Consider the following 19697-nt stretch of genomic DNA (forward strand, 5'->3'; position numbering starts at 1 on the left):
ATCAGGCAATAGTTTAGCATACTGGACGCAGGTCGGCACGGGGCGCGCCGGGCGCCCGGGACCGCGCTTCCCCACGATGGCTGGTGAGGGCGCATGATTCCCCGGTTTCGGATCCGGCACGGTGCCTTTACCTTTGGCAAACACCGGCCCGGCCCCGCGGCAGGGTCGGCAAGCCACCAGCGGACGAGCGACCAGGAAGCGAGCGACATGGAGCGGGACTACGACGTCATCGTGATCGGCAGCGGCCCCGGCGGTGAGGGCGCCGCCATGAAGTGCGCCAAGGCGGGCAAGCGCGTGGCGGTCATCGAGGCCTTCTTCGAGGTGGGCGGCAACTGCACGCACAAGGGGACGATCCCGAGCAAGGCGCTGCGCCAGATCATCCAGCGCAGGCCCAACTGGCTCAAGTTCCAGGACGCCGACTACCAGACGCTGCTGCGCCACTCGCAAACCGTGATCGAAGCCCAGGTCAAGTTGCGCCGCGGCTTCTACGAGAGCAACGACGTCGACATCATCGAGGGCTTCGCCCGCTTCACCCATCCCCACACCGTGGAGGTGACCAGGGCCGGCGGGCAGAAGCGCAGCTTCTCGGCCGACCACTTCGTCCTGGCCACCGGTTCGCGGCCCTACCGGCCCGAAAACGTGAACTTCACGCACCCGCGCATCTGCGACAGCGACACCATCCTCAAGCTCAAGGACACGCCCAAGTCGCTGACCATCTACGGCGCCGGGGTGATCGGCTGCGAGTACGCCTCGATCTTCCGCGGCCTGGGCATGAAGGTGAACCTGATCAACACGCGGGCGCAGCTGCTCTCGTTCCTCGACGACGAGATCATCGACGCCCTTTCCTACCACCTGCGCGAGATGGGGGTCCGCCTCGACCACAGCGAGAAGTACACCGCCGTGGAGGCCGACGACCGGGGCGTGACGTTGCACCTGGAGTCGAACAAGCAGATCCGCAGCGACTACCTGCTCTGGGCCAACGGCCGCACCGGCAACAGCGACAAGCTCGGGCTCGAGGTCCTGAACATCACACCCGACGCCCGCGGGTCGATCCCGGTCAACGAGCAGTTCCAGACCCCGCAGCCGCACGTCTACGCCGTGGGCGACCTGGTGGGCTTCCCGAGCCTGGCCAGCGCGGCCTACGACCAGGGCCGCATCGCCGCCACCCACCTGGTCGACGGCAAGTGCAACTACAAGCTGGCCAAGGACATCCCCACCGGCATCTACACCATCCCCGAGATCAGCTCGGTGGGCCTGAACGAGCGCGAGCTCACCGCCGAGAAGGTCCCCTACGAGGTGGGCCACGCCATGTTCAAGCACCTGGCGCGCGCCCAGATCACCGGCCGCACCACGGGCATGCTCAAGATCCTCTTCCACCGCGAGACGCGCGAGATCCTGGGCATCCACTGCTTCGGCGACGGCGCCGCCGAGATCATCCACATCGGCCAGGCCATCATGGCCCAGCCCGGCGAGGCCAACACCCTCGACTACTTCATGAACACCACCTTCAACTATCCCACCATGGCCGAGGCCTACCGGGTGGCGGCGCTCAACGGGTTGAACCGGCTGGTCTGAGTTCGCTGACGTAGAGGAGCCGCGCACGGAAGTGCGCGGCTCTCTTTCTCCAGCGCATGGCGGCACCCGCTCACCGCACCCGCATCAGCTTCCCGCTCACCGTCTCCGCGCCGGCCCGGGCCCGGTAGAGGTAGACCCCGGCGGGCACCAGCCGGCCCTGCGTGTCGTGGCCGTCCCAGTGCAGGGTGTGCGGGCCCGCGGGCAGGTCCGCGCCGCGGAGCTCGGCGATCCGTCGGCCGCGCAGGTCGTAGATCCCCACGGTCACGTCGGCGCGTCGGGCCAGCTCGAAGCGCAGGCCGGTGGCGGCATGGAAGGGGTTGAGCGTGGGCTCGGGCGCGAAGGCCACGTGGGTGCGGTCGCCGACGCCGGTGGTGCCGTCCACGGAGATCGCCACCGAGACCGCGTCGTTGGCGGGGTCCTCGTCGCCGGGCAGGTCGGTGCGCACGGTGAGCACCAGGTCGCCGCTCTGCGGGGGCAGCCAATCCGCGGCCAGGATCAGGGTGTCCTGGCGGGCGAAGTCCAGGTCCACCGTGGTGGTGATCTCGTCGCCGGCGCCGGTGAAGGTCACCGTGACCGAGGTCTCGTCCTCGAGCCCGTAGTTGGTGGCCACCACGCGCAGGGGAATCGTCTCGCCGCTCTCGAACTCCATGCCGTCCTCGAGGTCGAGGAACCGCAGCATGCCGGTGTCGTGGGCCAGGGGCTCGCCCATGAGCCGGTCGACCCCGAACTTCACCAGGTAGCAGCTCACCCACGACATGTCCTCGGTCACCGGGTCGGTGCTGGTGGCCACGATGCCGCCGTCGTCGTCGGTGTCGTAGCTGAGCAGGTTGCCCGTGACGTAGACGCCGTTGTCCCAGAAGGTCTGGTCGCCGGTCACGTCCCAGACCGCGAAGTGGGCGTTGGCGTAGGCCACGTTCCAGGCGCTGTCCCAGACGTAGCCCGGCACGGTGTAGTAGTCCTGCCAGATGTCCAGGTGCTCGGCGTTGGCGGCGAGCCAGGCCTGGCCCGCCGCGGGGTCGGCGCGGAAGACCGAGTTGCAGACGCCCCACAGGCTGGTGCCGCTGCTCATGGCCCAGTACTCGTAGCCCAGGTAGTAGCGGGGGCTGATGCTGAGCCAGTCGAGCACGTCCTGGCCCTGGGCCACGGCGGCGTCCATGAGGATCTGGTTGTCGGTGGCCTCGCCGTAGAGGTAGAGGTTGCCGGCGCACCAGCCCTTGACGAAGGCGTTCAGGCGCTGGTGGTAGACGTCGCCCTGGCCGAGGTCGAGGGGGTGGTCGACGATGAACTGGGCGCAGCTGCCGGCGTAGCGGTCGTAGCTGTCGTCGCCGGTGGCGGCCTTGTAGCGCAGGACGGCGGTCAGGCCCCAGGCCGAGTTGTGGGCGCGGTAGTAGTCGTCGCCCGCGGCGCCCTCCTCCTCCCAGGCGGGGTAGCGCTCGCAGTAGACCCAGGCGGCGGCGACGTTCTCGTCGTAGGTGTCGCGGCCCGAGAACTCGCGGTAGCGCGACCAGCACCAGATGGCCTCGAGGGTGTTGTCGGTCTGGATGACGTCGCCGAGGTAGCCGCTCTCGGCCTCGATCATGCCGCCGTAGTCGGACGAGTCTGGGTCGCTCACCTGCCAGCGCGCGAAGAAGTCGGTCATCTGGACGAACTCGCGCAGGTAGTTGAACGGGCCGAGGTAGGGGGGCACCTCGCGGCTCGTCTCGGGGCCGCCCTGCAGCCACAGCTCGTACGCGGCGGCGGAGGGCTGGCCGGGATCGGGAGCGGGGACGGTGGCGAGGGCGGGCAGGGCCGCGGCGAGCACGATGGCCGCGACGCTCAGCCGGCGGGCGATGACGTGGACCTGGCGCATGGTGCAGCCTTTCGACAGGGGGGCGCGGGAGGGCCGGGGGCCGAGTATAGCGCATCGGCGGGGGCGGCGTCGATCCCCCTGGCTCAGGTCGGGTCGCGCCGCGCCGTGGACGTGTGGTCGTGGACGATGCGCCAGCCCTCGGGGAAGCGGCGCAGCAGCAGGGTGAACAGGCCGCGCGGCGCGGCGTCGGCCGCCTCGCCGTCCCGCGTCAGGCGCCAGCGGCCGAAGACCAGCGCGGCGTCGGGGGCCAGCACCTTCACGTCGAGCTTGCTGAACTCGAGGCGGCCCATGGCGGCGCGGTCGGGATAGGTCTGCCGGTAGGTCTCGAGCACGGCGTCCCAGCCCTTGCGGACCCGGTCGCCGCCGGCGAAGCGCAGCGAGTCGGAGCGCCGGTAGCAATCCATGTAGGCCTCGAGGTCGCCGGCGTTCCAGCCGTCCTCGGCGGCCTGCATCACCGCCCGGATCTCGGCCTCGGGATCATCGGCGGGCCCGCAGGCGGCCACCACGAGCAGGATGGAGAGCAGCAGGATCGATCGCGGCATGACGGGCGCTCCCGGCGGCTGGGGTCGAGGGTTCGGATCGGGCGATGATCCTAACCGGACGGCGACCGCGGGAAAAGGGTATTGCCTACCACCGCCCGCTTCCCGATCGTGATATACTATCCACCTCTCGACGACCGATCCGTCATTCGGCCACCCCGCCCGAATCGTCACCAGTCGCGACCACGCGACCGGGGCCTCGCCCCGGCGGGAGGTTTCCGCATGAGACTCATCTTCGCCTCGATCCTGTTGACAATCTTCGCGATCGCGCTGGGCGGCTGCTCGGTGTTCGGCGTCGCCACCAAGAGCGAGCTGCAGGCGGCCATCGACCAGGAGAACGCCGACCAGGCCACCCTGGAGAACCGCCTCTTCGCGCTGGAGGACCGGCTGCAGACCGCCCGCGCCGAGCTCGACGCCATGGACCAGCGCCTCACGCCGCAACTCGCGGCCATGGACGAGACCCTCGACCGCCACGACGCCGAGCTCGCCGAGGCCACGCAGCAGTGGCGCGCCATGCAGGGCGTACTGGTGACCCACCTCGACAGTCTGCGCACCGAGTTCGCGCTGGTGGAGCGCGACGTGGCCCAGGTCCGCGAGGGCATGGGGCTGGTGTCGGCGCAGGCCGAGGGGGCGCAGCTGCTGAGCCGCGAGGCCATGCGGGTGCACCACCACAACTTGCTGACCGAGAAGGAGCGGCTGCAGACGCGGCTCACCGAGCTCGAGGCGCAGCTGCAGGCGTGGTCCGACGAGAGCGCGGCGGCGGCCGTGCCGCCGGCCCAGGCCGCCGAGACGAGCCGGCTCGACATCCGCGCCATCACGCCCGAGCAGCCCGACGCCGCGGTGGCGGGCGGCGGTGAATCCTAGGAATCGGGGGATCCCGCGCGGCGCCAGGCGGCGCGCTTCCACGGCTCGATCCAGAACCGGTGCTGGACCCGGCCGGCGCGGTCGTGCCAGCGACGGAAGCCGCGGGCGGGGTCGGCCTTGAGCCGGGCGGCGTCCTCGGCGAGGCCGGGGCCGTAGGCCGCCTCGTAGCGCGGCCAGAGCACGTCGCGCACCCACTCGTAGAGCGGGAACTCGCCCGCGTACATCTCCCGCAGCCGTTCGACCTTGGCCGGATCGGCGCGCAGCTCGCGCGCCAGGTTGTTGGTCGAGGCGGTGTTGCGGCGCTCGTAGCCGCATTGCAATTCCGGGATCGCCAGCTTCCGCATCAACAGCAGCGATTCCTCGAACCGCTCGAGCAGGCCCACGAACACGCCGTGCTCCTCGATGGCCGCGATGGCGGCCTGCGGGTCGCCGGCGCGGTCGAAGTAGCGGACCTGGTGCTGGTGGTGCTCGGTCCAGGCGCACCAACGGTCCCAGTCCAGGGGCTCTTCGTGGGTGGCGACGTGGTACTGGTAGTGCGAGGCGCCGCGGGCGATGGGTTCGCGGAGGAAGGCGACGTAGCGCACGGGCTCGACCCGGTGCAGGCCCGACCAGAGCGTGATGGTGTGGCCGCCCACGGCGCGCAGCCAGGGGCAGAGGCGGCGCAGGCGCCGCAGGTCATCGGGGCCGTAGGTGGGCGCCATGAAGTCGTCCACCGCGGCGCCGATCTCCGCCAGCGGGCGCCAGGGCTCGGCCTGGACGTAGCCCGGGCCGTAGGTCGAGCGCAGGACCGTATCCACGGTCCGGCCGCCGGTCTTGGCCAGGTGCAGGAACGCCACCAGGGGTCGGGACATGGTTTCTCCGGCCTCGTCAGCGGACGAGGGTGAGCTTGGTGACCGCCGCCTCGCGACCGTCCACGACGAGCCGCGCCAGGTAGACGCCGGTGGCGCAGCCGCGCCCGCCGTCGTCGCGCCCGTCCCAGGTCCACCGGTGGGTGCCGGCGGCCAGACCGCCGCGCCAGACGGTGCGGATCCGTCGGCCCGCCGCGTCGTAGAGCACCAGCGACGCCTCGCCCGGCGCCGCGAGCCGGCAGGACAGGGTGGTGCGAGGGTTGAACGGGTTGGGGCCCACCGTCAAGTGCGGATCCGCCGCGGGGGTGTCGACCACCGGGGTGATGTCGTACCACTCGTAGCAGCCGATGTCGGGGCCGCTGCCGGCGGGGCGGGTGCGGCCGGCGAGGTCGTGGTCGAGGCCGATATCGAGCGCATTGTCGATGAGTACGCCGCCCTCGAGGGGGAAGCCCGTGTCCAGGCTGGAGAACGGGGAGGCGATGATCTCGATCAGGCCGCTGGGGTCGAAGGTGCCGAAGTCGTACTCGCCGGGCTGGACCGCGATGTTGTCCACGGCGCTCATGCCGCCGTCGTCGCTCCAGGCCTGGAAGTGGACGCCGTCGTCGCCCCAGAACGCGCAGTTCTGCAGGACGCAGAGGTTGTCCTCGTTCCAGGCGCCGTACTCGAAGTAGTGGGCGAAGCCGTCGCCGAAGCGGTAGCCCGACTCGCTCGAGATGCGGTTGTCGATGAAGGTGCAGTAGCGCACCTCCATGCGCGGGTGCATGCGGCAGACCACGGCGCCGCCGCGGCAGTAGATGTCCAGCGGTGTGCCGTCGGGCAGGAAGCCCGCCTTGTTGCGCACGAAGAGGCAGTTCTCGATGATCATGGTCTCGCCATCGTTCTCCGGGTCGCGGCCGCCCTTCAGCGCGGCGCCGCCCTGGTTGTAGGCGGCGTTGTCGAAAAACTGGCAGCGGCGGACCGCGCCCGAGGCGAAGCGGCTGATGTAGGCGCCGGCGCCCCAGATCGAGTAGTTGTCGCGGAAGATGCAGTCCTCCACGATGCCCACGAAATGGTGGTCGTCGTCGCCGCCGCGCACGTAGAACGCGCCGCCGTCGCAAGAGCTGCGGTTGGCGGGGTCGGTGCACTGGTTGTTCTCGAAGTAGCAACGCCGGGCCACCGCGCGCATGGTGTCGGTGTGGGCGAAGGTGTCGTGGCGCATGTGCAGGCCGGCGCCCTCGCCCCAGTCGATGGCGGGGTCGAGCGCGCTGCGGCTGCCGACCACGCGGCAGTCCTCGTAGACGAACGAGGCGCTGATCGAGCTGAGCGCGCCGCCGGGGCCGCCGCTCCGGTTGTCGCGGAACTCGCAGTCGCGGAAGGTGAGCGCGCTGGCGACCAGCGGCGACCGCACCATGATGGCGCCGCCGCGGGCGTTGGCTCCGCCGACCGCGGAGTTGTCGCGCCAGAGGCAGTGGTCGAACTCGCCCACCAGGTCGTCGGTGAGGTAGAAGGCGCCGCCGCGCCGCTCGGTGTGGTTGCCGACGAAGCGGCTGTCGCTGGCGGTGAGGGTGCCGCCCACGAGCACGCGCAGGACCGAGCCGCCGATGTAGCCGTCGGTGGGCGCCTCGAAGTCCAGGAAATCGCAGCCGACCAGCTCGAGCGCGAGCGTGCCGTTGGTCACGAGCAGCGCCGGCTGGTCGAGCGGCTCGCCGCCGCGGAAGGTCACGCCCTGCAGGCGCACCGGTCCGGCCGGGGTCAGGCTGCCGCCGGCGGTGAACCGGAGCTGGGCGTCGCCGGGGGCGGCGGACAGGAGGTGGTTGCCGAGGAAGGCGGTCGGGGTGACCACGGTGTCGAGCTGATGGATCTGGTCGGCCAGCAGCACCGAGTCGGCCGGCGCGGCCTGGGCCAGGGCCGACACGAGGTCCGGGTAGCAATTGGTCGGGCCCCAGAGGCCGGGCGCGCTGGGCCCCTCGGTGCGCAGGCCACCGATGGCGACGTGGAAACGCTCCGCGCTGGCCGGCATGGCCAGGGTCAACAGTAGCAGCGACAACAAGATGCCAGTCCGCACAGACGTCATGGTCCAACCTCGTGAGAGTGGATAAGAGTTTATCATTGAGAATATATTTTAACACATTGTCTTGAACTGATCAATGGGGTATGATGGAGTCACGGTCGGGAACGTCGACCACTTCCCCGCCGATTTCCCCACGCGATACTATCATGGGGGAAGTTTTTCGTGTCCATGCCCGGGATCACCCGGTCGCAGCATAGAAGGGATTGGATCGTGCACCGAGTCTACACACCGCAGCGGCTGGCGAACGTCGCTCTCAATCGCCTGGAGACCAGGCAGCGCGTGGGCTCGCCCCGCAGCTACCCGCGCCAGCTGGACATCGTCCTGACCAAGGCCTGCAACCTGAACTGCACCTTCTGCATCTCGTCGTCGCTGGAGAACGCGCGCTGGCTCGAGTTCGACCTCTACAAGGAGATCGCCGCCGAGCTGTTCCCGCACGCCACGCGGCTGTCGATCTGCTCGGGCGGCGAACCGCTCCTGTACCCGCAGATCCGCGAGGTGCTGCAGATCGCCCACGACTACGGCGTGCGCACCCTGATGGTGAGCAACGGCATGCTCATGAAGGAGGACGTGCGCGAGTGGATGGTGGAGGATCAGACCCTCGGCCAGTACCTCGTCTCGTTCGACGGTAGCACCAAGGAGGTGCTGGAGAAGATCCGGCGCGGCGCCAAGTTCGAGACCATCGTCGAGAACGTGACCGAGCTGGCCAAGCTGCGCGACGCCCGCGGCGCCAAGTACCCGCGTCTCGGCCTGCGCTTCTCGGCCATGAAGTCCAACGCCGAGGACCTGGTGGGCGTGCCCGCCCTGGCGCGGCAGATGGGCGTCGAGGACGTCCTGGTGCGCTACGTGAACTTCGCCAACGACATGACTCCCGACGACTCGCTCTACTTCCACCAGGACTACGCCGCCGAGATCCTCGAGCGCACCCGCGCCGAGGCCGAGAAGTACGGCGTCAAGATGGACCTGCCCCCGCTGCCCCGCGACGACGAGGGCGGCCTGCGCTGCGACGCGCCGTGGGAGTTCGTGCAGATCGAGGCCGACGGCTCGGTCCGCTTCTGCTACATGGCCTGGATCCAGACCGTGGGCAACTTCGCCGACGGTTTCCGCCAGATCTGGCAGGGCGACATCTACCGCAAGATCCGCACGACCATGGAGAGCGACGAGCCGTTCTTCCCGTACTGCAAGCACTGCGCCATGCGGCACGGCTGCAAGAACGAGTCGGCGCACAACCACGGCCTGCACCGCGACGACTTCCGCTTCCGCAACAGCGAGCTGATCACCGACCTGACGTTCAACAAGCGCAGCGAGGAGAACCGGACCGCGTTCAAGAAGCGGCCCAAGCAGGAAGCCTGACCGCCGCCATCCGCCATGCTCCGCCGCGAACGGGTCGTTGATACGGCCCGTTCGCTTCTTGCCTGGATCCTCTCGCTGGCCCACTATTGGTGGCCAGCGAAAGGAAGGCCATGCGCCGCGTTCTGCCCGTTCTCGCCCTCTTGACCGTCCTCGGCGGCCTCGCCCCGCGTCCCGCCGCCGCCGAGGTCACCGTCACTCCGCTGCTGGACCTGCGCGTCCGCCAGGAGATCCTCGACGGCGTCTACCACTTCGCCGCCCCCGATCCCGACCGCAACTGGCTGCGCGTGCGCACCCGCGGCGGCGGTCGGCTCGACGCGGGCGCGCACCGCTTCGAGGTGCGCCTGGCCAACGAGCATCGCCACTATATCGTGCCCGACCAGTCGTTCGACTGGGACGAGCTGATCGTCGACCGCGCCTTCTACGCCTGGCAGGTCGACCCGGCCACGCGGCTCACCTTTGGCCGCCAGGACATCATCTGGCCCGGCGGCCTGCTCATGCTCGAGGGCCACCCCTACGACGGCAGCCGCAGCATCTACCAGAACGCCGTGCGCCTGGAGGCGACGCCCCCTCTGGGCAAGCTCGACCTGGCGCTGATCCACAACCCCAAGCGCGACGGCATCGTCCTCGCGGGCGACGACGACCGCCGCCTCACCGACGCCGACGAGAACGGCGTCGCGCTGCGCCTGGCCGGCGAGCGCTGGGCGGGCGCCCTGATCTACAAGCGCGAGGACGACCCCGACGAGGTCCTGCCAGACCTGACCACGGTCACCGGCTCGCTGCGACACGAGAGCGGCCTCGGCGAGACGGGCCGGTGGCACGCCGAGCTGGCGCTCCAGTACCAGGACGGCGACGTGCGCGTGGCCACCTCGCCGGAGCCCATCACCGGCGGCGGCTGGGCTGTGGCCGGCGAGGCGTTCCTCGAGGACGCGGTCGGCGCCGGCTGGACCGTCGAGGGCGGCGGCTTCTACTACTCGGGCGGTGGCGGCGACCTGCGCCCCTTCCGTACGCCCTGGGGCCGCTGGCCCAGGTGGAGCGAGCTGTACATCTACACGCTCATCGGCGAGAGCACCCCCGGCCGCGTGGACGTGGCGGCGTGGGAGAACATCGCCGCGCCGCGCCTGACCGCCACGCGCCCCCTGAACGACCAGCTCACGCTGCGCCTGAACGCCAACTACCTGCTGGCGCCGTCCACCTCGTGGGAGGCGCGCGGCCTGCTGACCCAGGTCGAGCTGAAGGCCACGCTCGGCCACGGCCTCTCCGGGCATCTCCTCTGGGAAATGCTCGATCCCGGTTCGTTCCACGACGGCCGCCACGGCCTGCCGCCCCTGACCGAGACCGTGCATTTCCTGCGCTGGCAGGTCGTCTGGTCGCTGTGACCGGGCCCTGACCGCGCGACCCTGAGGAGAGGATCGCCATGCCCCCCTTCGGATTGCCCTGGTCCACCTTCGGCGCCTTCCTGGTGCTGGCGGGAACCATCGTGCTGGCCCTGGTCTGGGCCGCCTGGGACAAGCGTCGCGAGACGAAGGAGGACCGCCGATGACCATCTACATCGTGGTCCTGACCGTCTACCTGGGCTCGCTCGCGGTCATCGGCATGATCATGAGCAGCCGCAGCAAGAGCGCGGGTGACTTCGCCATCGGCGGCCGCTCGGTGGGCCCCTGGGTGACGGCGCTGTCGTTCGTGGCGGCGTACTACTCGAGCGTGGTGATCATCGGCGGCGGCGCCTTCGGCTGGCGCTTCGGCCTGTCGACCCTCTGGGTGGGGGCGGGCAACGTGCTCATCGGCACCACCCTGGCGTGGATCGTCCTGGGCCGGCGCATCCGCCGCTTCACCGAGAACCTCGACGCCATGACGCTGCCCGGCTTCTTCGCCGGCCGCTACGGCTGCCCCTCGACGCGCATCTTCTCGGCCGCGGTCACCGGGCTCTTCCTGATCGTCTACAACGTGTCGGTGCTCAAGGGCATGGCCAACGCCTTCGAGGTGCTCATGGACCTGCCCTACTGGGCGGGCGTGGTGATCTCGGGCGTGGTGATCCTCTTCTACACCGCCGTCGGCGGCTACCTCGCCGTGGTCTGGACCTCCATGGTGCAGGCCCTGGTCATGATCGCCGCCCTGACCCTGCTCACGTTCATGTCGCTGCAGCACGTGGGTGGCATGGGCGAGCTGGTCGCCCGGCTCAACAGCATCGACCCCGGTCTGGTCGAGACCCCGGGCACCTGGGGCTGGGCGGGCCTGATCTCGTTCACCCTCATCGTGTCGCTGGGCACCTGGGGCATGCCCCAGCTCATCGTCCGCTTCTACTCGATCAAGAACGACAGGATGCTCCGCCTGGGCACGGTGATCGTGACCCTGGGGGCGAGCATCGCGCTGTTGCCCTACCTCACCGGCGCGGTGGCCCGCGTCCTCGTGCCCGAGCTCGACAGCGCCGACCAGGCCATCCCCGCGCTCACGGCGCTGGTGCTCAACGACTGGGGCGGCGCGCTCTTCCTGGCCGGCGTGGTCGCCGCGGGCATGAGCACCTTCGCGGGCGTCCTGATCATCATCTCCAGCTCCATGGTGCGCGACGTGTGGATCCAGGGCCTGGGCCGCACGCTGTCGCCCGCCGCGGAGCTGCGGGCCAACCGCCTGATGAGCCTGGCGGTGGGCGTGATCTCGCTGCTGATCGCGCTCAAGCCGCCGGCGCTGGTGCTGGTGCTCACGGCGTTCTCCTGGGCGGTGATCGCCTCGACCAACCTCTGGCCGCTGCTCTTCGGGGTCTACTGGAAGCGCACCAGCGCGCGGGCGACCCTGGCGAGCATGATCGCCGGCGTCACGGCGGCGCTCGTCTGGCAGGCGTGGCCCAAGCTGGGGCTGCCGGCCTTGCCGCCGGCGCTGGCCGGGGTGCACGGGTTCGTGGTGGGGACCGCGGTGGGGCTGGTGGTGATCCTGGTGGGGACGCTGGTGGGCAGGCCGGCGCCGCGGGAGTGCGTGGCGAAGGCGTGGGGTGAGAAAGTCTAGCCTCTCGGGGACATTGCAGGGGCGATCGACGATAAGGAAGCCCCGGCCGCATCGTGCCGGGGCTTTGTTTTAATCGGCAGCGGCGCCCGCCCGCTCACGGACTCCCGTACTTCCGCATCCACGCCTGCGCCCGCTCGTCCCGCGGATTCTGTTCAAGCACGTGCCGGTACGCCTCGGTGGCCTTCGCCACTTCCCCCTGTTGCTCGTAGATCCCCGCCAGGTTGCCCCAGGCCTGCCAGTAGTCGGGATCCAGCACCAGGACCTCGCGGAAGGCGCGCTCGGCCTCGTCGAAGCGCTGGAGCTGGATGAGCGACAGCCCCGCGCCGAAGAGCGCGTGGGCGTTGGGTTCGCGGCGGTGCGCCTCCTCGAACGCGGCGTGGGCGGCGGTCCAGTCGCCCCGGTAATAGGCGATCCAGGCCAGGCCGATGCGCGCACCCACGTTCTCGGGATCCAGCCGCTGGACCTGGGCGAACTGCCGGGCGGCCTCGTCGCGGCGTCCGGCCTCGAGCAGCGCGTCGCCGAGGCGCACCCGTCCCTCCACGGTGCGCGGGTTGGTCTGGACCCAGCCGGCGTAGAGCTGCAGCGCTTCGTGGGTCAGGTGCCGGCGCGAGAGCAGGTCGCCGAAGGTGACGAAGAGCGATTCCTCCAGACCCGGCTGCGCCGCCTGCGGGTTGGCGCGATACCGGGCGACCGCGTTGTTGAAGGCGTGGCGGGCGTTGTTGTCGTCGCCGGCGGCGAGGTAGCTGTTGCCCAGCGCGTACCAGATGTTGGGGTCGGCGTAGGTGTCGCCGGGCTTGTAGGTGGCCAGATCGGGCAGGACCGAGGCCACCAGCAGCACCGACGCCACGAGCAGCGCGTTGCCGGACATCTCCCGGTTACGGGCGCGCCAGGCGAGCCAGGCCTGTTCCAGTCCGCCGGCGGCCGGGATGGTCATCATGGCCAGGAGCGGCAGGCGGAAGCGGCCGTTGACGAAGAAGAGCAGGAGCACCGCCGCGAAGAGCGCCACCGAGCCGAGCAGGAGGGCCCGCGCACCGGGGTCGAGGTCGCGACGCCACAAGCCCAGCACCGCCAGCGGCAAGAGCACCACCATGCCGGGCCAGATGGGCCACTTCAAGAGCAGCGAACGATCGCGCCAGAAATACAGGTTCTTGTTATTCGACCGCTCGTGCATGGCCACCAGAAAGCGCAGCTTGGTCAGCTGCAGGCGGAGCGCCTGGCCCGGCTCGTGCAACCAGAAGCCGAGCCCCTGGCCCAGGAACCAGCGGTCGACCTGGCTCGGGCGCAGCGAGCGGCCGGTCTCGCGCTCGGCCAGCCGCTGCAGGTTCTCGGCCATGCTCTGGCGCGTGGGCGGGATGCCGGGGATGATCACGGTGGCGCCGTCGGCCTCGGCGTTGTTGCCGGCGTAGAAGTTGGGGCCGCCCGACGTGGCGATGAGAACCGTGTCGCCGCCGCGGACCACGTTGTGGAGGGTCACCGGCAGGATCGGCAGCACGAGCCCGACCGCGAGCAGCAGCCAGGGCAGCGGCCGCCGCCCCAGTCCGCGATATCGCCACAGGTACCAGATGACCGCGGGTGCCAGCACCAGCAGGGTCGGGCGCGCCACCACGGCCAGACCCCACACCACGCCGCAGATCACGAGCGACCGGCCGGCCGGCGGCGCTTCGGGGGCGTGGTCCAGGCGCAACAGCAGCCAGAGCAGGAGCATGAGCAGGGTGGCGGTCAGGCTCACGGCGAGCAACTCGGCGGCGAAGAAGATGCTCGTCCAGAGCGTGGCGTAGAGGATGCCCGCGAGCCAGCCGGCGCGCGCGCCCCAGAGGCGGCGGGCCGCCAGCGCGGCCAGGCCGGCGCCCAGCGCCGAGATCAGCGCCTGGACCAGCAGCACCGGCAGCGGCGCGGTGCCCAGCACGGCGTAGAGCACGCCGAGGACCAGCGGGTAGAGCGGCGCGGTGAAGAACGGGGCGTCGCCGGGCCAGGCGCCGGTGGAGAGGCCGCGCGCCATGGCGTCGAGGACCGCGGCGTCCTGCACTGGGCGCAGCCAGTGCGGGTTCACCGTGGCGTCGGACATCAGGAGCACCTGGATCACGCGCAGGATCAGCGCCAGCGCGGTGACGCTCACGAACATGATCGCCGGATCCCTGGGCTTCATGGGGCGGTTCCTCTCATCGGTCGCGGGTTCAGTGGACATAGCCCAGCGAGCGTAGCCTCTTGACCGCCTCGGCGTCGAGGTCGGCTTGCTGCTGCATCTCCTCGGGCCAGGCGGCGGTGTGGGCCAGGTCCCAGGCGTGGAGCTGGTCGAGGAGGGCGCGCTGGGCGGGGTCGTCGGGATCCCAGCGGTCGGCGGCCTCGAGGGGGTCGGCGGCGAGGTCGTAATACGACCAGGTGCCGGTGAGGTGGTCGTGGATCAGCTTCTGCTGGTCCTGGACGATGGCTGTCTTGAAGTAACGCTTGACGTGACCGTCGCCCGAGGGCCAGCCCGATGGCGAGACATAGGAGACCTCGGCGAAGAGCGGGCGGACCGGCGGCATGGCGCCCGTGGCGAGGGTGGTGGCGAGGGAGGCGCCCTGCCAGTCGGGATCGGCGGCGGGGCGGCCCACGAGGTCGAGGATCGTGGGCGTGATGTCGAGGATGCTCACGGGGGTGTCGATCCGGCGCGGGGCGATGCGGCCCGGGGCATGGAAGATCAGGGGCACCTGGATCAGCTCGTCGTGGAGCGTGGCGGTATGGCCGATCCAGCCGTGCTGCATGAATTCCTCGCCGTGGTCGGCGGTGACGATGATCAGGGTGTTCTCGGCGAGGCCGCGTGCACGGAGGTGGTCCAGGAGCCGACCGATGTGGTGGTCGGTGTAGGCGATCTCCTCGCGGTAGAGGCCCTCGAGGTAGGCGACGTCGGCGGCGGTGAGCCGGTCGCGCCGGGCGCGCAGCTCGCCGATCTCCATGCCGGGCAGGAGGTCGCCGCGGTAGTCGCCGGTCTGGTCGAAGTCGGGGTGGTGATTGAAGTACCAGTGGGGATCGAAGTAGTGGACGAAGAGGAAGAACGGGGCGTCGCCGAGGCGGTCCACGCTGGCGATGGCCTGGTCGGTGACCTTGTGCGAGGTCACGGCGCGGTGGTTGCCCACGGGAGAGTCGTCGTAGTGGTCGAAGCCCTGGCCGAAGCCGAACTCGTCGCCGATGACGAAGTGGCTGATCACGCCGGCGGTGCGGTAGCCGCGGCCCTTCAAGTGCTCGGCCAGGGTCTGCCAGCGGCGGTCCAGGCCGTCGAAGATGCGGCGGACCCCGTGGACCGACGGCGCGCGCGAGGTCATGAGCGAGGCCACGGCGGGCTGGGTCCACGGCGCGGTGGAGTAGGTGCGCGTGAACTGGGCGCCCTCGGCGGCGAGGCGGTCGATCACCGGGCTGTTGGTGAGGCCGGGCGTCTGGCAGCCGAGGTAGCGCGCGCCCATGGTGTCGACCACGATGAGGACCACGTTGAGGTCGGGGGGCGGCAGATCGCTGCCGGCCTGGTCGCCGCCGCCGCACGAGGACAGGACGCAGAGGGCGAGCAGCGCGGCGGTCAGACGGGTGGCCAGGGCCATGGCACGTACCTTCCGGTGAGGCGGCTTGGCGGCAGTGGGACGCCGGAAAAAGGGCGCCGGCTGCAATATACATCAGCCGGCGCCCGGTGTGTAGGCGCGGTCAGCGGACCAGCGCCGCCTTGAGGGTGCGCGATTCGCCGCCGGCCTCGAGGTGCACCATGTAGATCCCGGCGGACAGCGCGCGACCGTCCAGGCCGGTGCCGTCCCAGCGCAGCACGCCCGCGCCGGCGGTGAAGGGTGCCGGTGCGATGGCCGCCACGCGCCGGCCGCGGGCGTCCAGGATCGTGGCCGAGACCGTGGCCGCGCGGTCGAGGCGGAAGCGGATCTCGGCGCGCGGGTTGAACGGGTTGGGCGCCACCGAGGCCGACTGCAGGAGCGGCTGCGGAGTCTCCGTCGCCGCGGGCGCCAGGGCCAGCAGCAGGTGCTCGCTGCCGTCGGCGAGGACGGCCGAGATGCGGTAGCTCTGGCCGACCGCGGGATCGTCGAACCGGTAAGCCCAGCCGCCGCCGGCCGCTTCCTCGGGCATCAACGGCGTTTCGGTCAAGCGCTCGAGGGCCTGGCCCTTCTCGGTGCGGATCGCGTCCAGCACCTCGCGCGTGGTCCGCTCGCCGCGGGCGAAGGCCTCGGCCAGTGCCCGCCGCCGTGCGGCCTGCTTGGCGCCGTCGTCGCGCACACGGTCGACCACGCAGGGAACGGGGTCGGAGCAATGCCAGCGCAGCGCGACCCCGCCGCCGGTGAGCCGTGCGAGTCCGCTGGCGGTAGGCAGGTCCGGGACGCCGGTCACCTGGTCGTCGCCCTCCAGCGCGTAGGTCCGGCCGCCGCTGCTGAGGTACTGGGTGCCGCCGAGCACGTCGGCCGCGCCGTTGCCGGAGAGGTCGGCCGCCCCGCGCACGGTGTAGAGGCGGTTGCCGGTGTCGTAGGTCCAGAGCGTGTCGCCGTCGGCGCCGGCGAAGAGGTAGATCTGGTAGTCGAACGAGCCGCCGATCACCTCGCCGAGGCCGTCGCCGTCGAGGTCCCCCACGGTGTCCACCGCCCAGAAGTCGCCGCCGTTGAGCGTGCCGGCGTAAGAGGTCCAGATGGCGGTGCCGTCGGCCGCGCTGACCACGGGCAGACCGCGGCCGAACGAGCCCACGGCCACGTCGCGCAGGCCGTCGCCGTCGAGGTCGTCCACGGTCACCAGACGCATGATGTAGTTGTAGGAGCCGTTGTGGAAGCTCCAGAGCTGATGGCCGTCGGCGCCGCTGAGGCAGACCACCTGGTTCGCGGCCTGCCAGGTGCCGACCACCACGTCGGCGATGCCGTCGCCGTCCACGTCGTCGATCAGCGTGGCGCAGTGGTTGCTGGCGCCGTTGTCGTGCGACCAGATCAGCGAGGCTGCGCCGCTGCCCGCGCCCGAGACGCAGAACACGCGGTCCTCGTTGTCCCAGCCGCAGAACAGGACGTCCTGGATGCCGTCGTCGTTCACGTCGGGCAGCGGCAGGGTATAGCCCAGCGCGTCGCCGCTCTGGATGAAGCGCCAGATCACCGAGCCGTCGGCGCCGTCCAGGAGGTAGCCGCGGTCGTTGTCGCTGCCCGCGCCGAAGACCACCTCGGGGAGGCCGTCGCCGGTGCGGTCGGCCAGCGGGCGTACGCAGTAGATCCAGCCCGAGTCGGGCTCCTGGTAGGTGTCGAAGGTCCAGAGCACGGTGCCCGCCAGGCCGTCGACCGCGTGGACCGAGCGGTTGCCCCAGGCGGTGCCAAGCAGCACGTCGGGAAAACCGTCGCCCGAGAGGTCGTCGCACACCGCGACGCACTCGTCGCCGTAGCCGCCGCCATTGCTGGCGCCGCTCTCGGGACGGATCGACCAGAGCACCTGGGCCGTGCCCTCGCTAGCGCCCGACAGCAGGTAGAGGTGGTCGCCGTCGGCGCCGGCGTCGTAGGTCTCCACCACCACGTCCGGGACGCCGTCGCCGTCGGCGTCGGGCAGCGTGGCCAGGGTGCAGATGTTCTCGATGCCCTGGAACTGCCAGAGCACGGTGGGCGCTTGGGCTGTCGCGAGCGAGGCCGCCCAGGCGACCAGCAGGATCGATAGCAGGAATCGCATGACGGGTGCCTCCGGAGAGGGTGGGCAGGGGAGGAGGACCATGGCATTCTAGCAGAGATGACCATGGCGACTCAAGGCGGCCACGTCGGCCGCCCCGTCGACCCTTGGCGATCCTCCGGCCCGGTGCTATGATGCCGCGCGCGATGACGACGCGAACCATCATGCCCCGGAGGATGCGATGACCACGCCGCAGAAGCTCAAGGCCCTGCGCGACCTGATGAAGAAGAACCAGGTCGCCGCCTACTACGTCCCCAGCGCCGATCCCCACATGAGCGAGTACCTGCCCGAGAGCTGGAAACACCGCGCCTGGCTGAGCGGCTTCACCGGCTCGGCGGGCGAACTGCTGGTGGGGCGCCGCCAGGCCGGGCTCTGGACCGACGGCCGCTACTTCTACCAGGCCTCGCTCGAGCTGGAGGGCAGCGGCATCGAGCTCATGAAGATGGGACGGCCCGAGACGCCGAGCATGACCGGCTGGATCGCCGCGCAGCTCAAGAAGGGCGAGGCGGTGGGCGTGGATCCCGGCGTCATGTCCATGGCGCAGGCCGAGCGCTTCGAGCGCGAGCTGGCGCCGCGCGGGATCAAGGTCAAGTACATCGCCCGCAATCTGGTCTCGCAGATCTGGACCGACCGTCCCGAGGCCTCGCTGGCGCCGCTGGAGGTGCACCCGACCAAGTTCGCGGGGGAGACCGTGGCGTCCAAGCTCAAGCGGGTCCGCGCCGCCATGGCCGACGAGGGCTGCACGGTCCACGTGATCGGCGCGCTCGACGCCGTGGCCTGGCTGCTCAACATCCGCAGCCAGGACATCCTCTACACGCCCGTGGCCATCGCCTACGTGGTGCTCACCCAGAAGGGTTGCACGCTCTACGTCGATCCGCGCAAGGTCACCGACCAGGTTCTCAAGCAGCTCGCCAAGCACTGCGTCATCAAGGAATACAAGCAGGTCGGGCCCGACCTCAAGGCGCTGGCCGCCGTCAAGAAGAAGCCCACGATCTGGCTCGACCCTGCCACCACCAACCGCTGGGTGGTCAACCAGCTCAAGGGCTGCCCCTGCCACCTGGCGCCCTCGCCGGTCATGGCCATGAAGGCCGTGAAGAACGAGAAGCAGGTGGCGGGCTTCCAGGCCGCCCACGTGCGCGACGGCGTGGCCATGGTCAAGTTCCTGAAGTGGCTCGCGGAGGCGGTGCCCCGGGGCGGCGTGACCGAGATCTCGGCCGCCGAACAGCTGCGCGCGTTCCGCGCCGAGGCCCGCGAGTTCCGGGACCTGAGCTTCGACACCATCAGCGGCTACGCCGGCAACGGGTCGATCATCCACTACTCGGCCGACGAGAAGAGCAACGCCAAGCTCAAGCCGCGCGGCCTGTACCTCATCGACAGCGGCGGCCAGTATCCCGACGGCACCACCGACATCACGCGCACCGTGGCGCTGAGCGCGCCGTCGAAGCGGATGAAGGAGTGCTTCACCCGCGTGCTAACCGGCACCATCGACTGCACCATGACCCCCTTCCCCGCCGGCACCACCGGCCGCCGCATCGAGATCTCGGCGCGCCGTCAGCTCTGGCTCGCCGGCCTCGACTACAACCACGGCACCGGCCACGGCGTGGGCCAGTACCTCGGCGTGCACGAGGGGCCGCACTCGCTCAAGGACCTGGACACCCCGCCGGTGGTCGCGGGCAACCTGTTCTCCATCGAGCCGGGTTACTACGAGGACGGCAAGTTCGGCATCCGCTGCGAGAACCTGGCCTTCGTGGTCAAGGACGAGAAGCTGAGCACCGCCGATCGCGACTGGCTGCGGTTCGACACCATCACGCTCTGCCCTTTCGACCTCTCCCTCGTCGAGCCCAAGCTCCTGACCGCCGACCAGCGGGTATGGCTCAACAGCTACCACAAGCGCGTCTTCAAGGAGCTGAGCCCGCATCTCGACGCGGCACACCGGAGCTGGCTGCGCCAGGCCACGCGGGCCGTCTGAGCCC

At 70.3% G+C, this 19697-nt stretch carries 14 protein-coding genes; 7 read left to right on the forward strand and 7 right to left on the reverse strand.

Features of this window, described 5'->3' with window-relative positions; all coding sequences use genetic code 11:
- The first annotated feature begins 207 nt into the window (after positions 1-207).
- Positions 208-1575: a Si-specific NAD(P)(+) transhydrogenase gene (sthA, locus tag IFSED24_RS00935; RefSeq protein WP_491333352.1), complete on the forward strand. Its 1368-nt coding sequence runs from the start codon at positions 208-210 to the stop codon at positions 1573-1575.
- Between the two features lie 70 nt (positions 1576-1645).
- Here the strand turns inward: sthA and IFSED24_RS00940 are convergent, their stop codons facing one another.
- Together IFSED24_RS00940 and IFSED24_RS00945 are read right to left on the reverse strand one after the other, a co-directional pair.
- Entirely contained in the window at positions 1646-3424 is a 1779-nt protein-coding gene (locus IFSED24_RS00940; RefSeq protein WP_491333353.1) for a FlgD immunoglobulin-like domain containing protein, read from the reverse strand.
- Positions 3425-3507: 83 nt separating this feature from the next.
- Positions 3508-3966: a YybH family protein gene (locus IFSED24_RS00945; RefSeq protein WP_491333354.1), complete on the reverse strand. Its 459-nt coding sequence runs from the start codon at positions 3964-3966 to the stop codon at positions 3508-3510.
- A gap of 219 nt (positions 3967-4185) precedes the next feature.
- Here IFSED24_RS00945 and IFSED24_RS00950 point away from each other — a divergent pair, with 219 nt between their 5' ends.
- On the forward strand, positions 4186-4827 hold the full coding sequence (locus IFSED24_RS00950) for a hypothetical protein (RefSeq protein ID WP_491333355.1): 642 nt from the start codon (positions 4186-4188) through the stop codon (positions 4825-4827).
- Here IFSED24_RS00950 and IFSED24_RS00955 read toward each other — a convergent pair.
- The gene (locus IFSED24_RS00955) at positions 4824-5678 is read right to left on the reverse strand and encodes a hypothetical protein (protein WP_491333356.1); all 855 of its coding nucleotides are present in this window, start codon (positions 5676-5678) and stop codon (positions 4824-4826) included. The genes IFSED24_RS00950 and IFSED24_RS00955 overlap by 4 nt on opposite strands.
- Before the next feature lie 16 nt (positions 5679-5694).
- A complete protein-coding gene (locus tag IFSED24_RS00960; RefSeq protein WP_491333357.1) occupies positions 5695-7728 on the reverse strand; it encodes a FlgD immunoglobulin-like domain containing protein in 2034 nt (677 codons plus the stop codon).
- A gap of 207 nt (positions 7729-7935) precedes the next feature.
- Between IFSED24_RS00960 and IFSED24_RS00965 the strand changes: the two genes are divergently transcribed.
- The 4 genes from IFSED24_RS00965 to IFSED24_RS00980 all read left to right on the forward strand — a co-directional run bounded on the left by IFSED24_RS00965 (position 7936) and on the right by IFSED24_RS00980 (position 12072).
- The gene (locus IFSED24_RS00965; RefSeq protein ID WP_491333358.1) at positions 7936-9075 is read left to right on the forward strand and encodes a radical SAM protein; all 1140 of its coding nucleotides are present in this window, start codon (positions 7936-7938) and stop codon (positions 9073-9075) included.
- Positions 9076-9185: 110 nt separating this feature from the next.
- Positions 9186-10451 (forward strand): hypothetical protein, encoded by a 1266-nt coding sequence (locus tag IFSED24_RS00970; protein ID WP_491333359.1) that lies wholly within the window; start codon positions 9186-9188, stop codon positions 10449-10451.
- Between the two features lie 38 nt (positions 10452-10489).
- The gene (locus IFSED24_RS00975; protein ID WP_491333360.1) at positions 10490-10615 is read left to right on the forward strand and encodes a hypothetical protein; all 126 of its coding nucleotides are present in this window, start codon (positions 10490-10492) and stop codon (positions 10613-10615) included.
- Positions 10612-12072, forward strand: a complete 1461-nt coding sequence (locus IFSED24_RS00980; RefSeq protein ID WP_491333361.1) for a sodium/proline symporter — start codon at positions 10612-10614, stop codon at positions 12070-12072. The genes IFSED24_RS00975 and IFSED24_RS00980 overlap by 4 nt, the downstream gene beginning before the upstream one ends.
- Before the next feature lie 94 nt (positions 12073-12166).
- On the opposite strand, the gene IFSED24_RS00985 is transcribed toward IFSED24_RS00980, so the two are convergent.
- From IFSED24_RS00985 to IFSED24_RS00995, 3 genes are all read right to left on the reverse strand, one after another.
- Entirely contained in the window at positions 12167-14218 is a 2052-nt protein-coding gene (locus IFSED24_RS00985; RefSeq protein WP_491333362.1) for a tetratricopeptide repeat protein, read from the reverse strand.
- Positions 14219-14246: 28 nt separating this feature from the next.
- Positions 14247-15644: a sulfatase gene (locus IFSED24_RS00990; RefSeq protein ID WP_491333363.1), complete on the reverse strand. Its 1398-nt coding sequence runs from the start codon at positions 15642-15644 to the stop codon at positions 14247-14249.
- Between the two features lie 100 nt (positions 15645-15744).
- Positions 15745-17727 carry a FlgD immunoglobulin-like domain containing protein gene (locus IFSED24_RS00995; RefSeq protein WP_491333364.1) on the reverse strand — a complete coding sequence of 661 codons (1983 nt, stop codon included), beginning with the start codon at positions 17725-17727 and terminating at the stop codon, positions 15745-15747.
- 178 nt (positions 17728-17905) lie between these two features.
- On the opposite strand from IFSED24_RS00995, the gene IFSED24_RS01000 reads away from it, so the two are divergent.
- The gene (locus IFSED24_RS01000) at positions 17906-19693 is read left to right on the forward strand and encodes an aminopeptidase P family protein (protein WP_491333365.1); all 1788 of its coding nucleotides are present in this window, start codon (positions 17906-17908) and stop codon (positions 19691-19693) included.
- Positions 19694-19697: the final 4 nt, after the last annotated feature.

Source organism: Candidatus Latescibacter sp. IFSED24 (genome assembly GCF_058273205.1).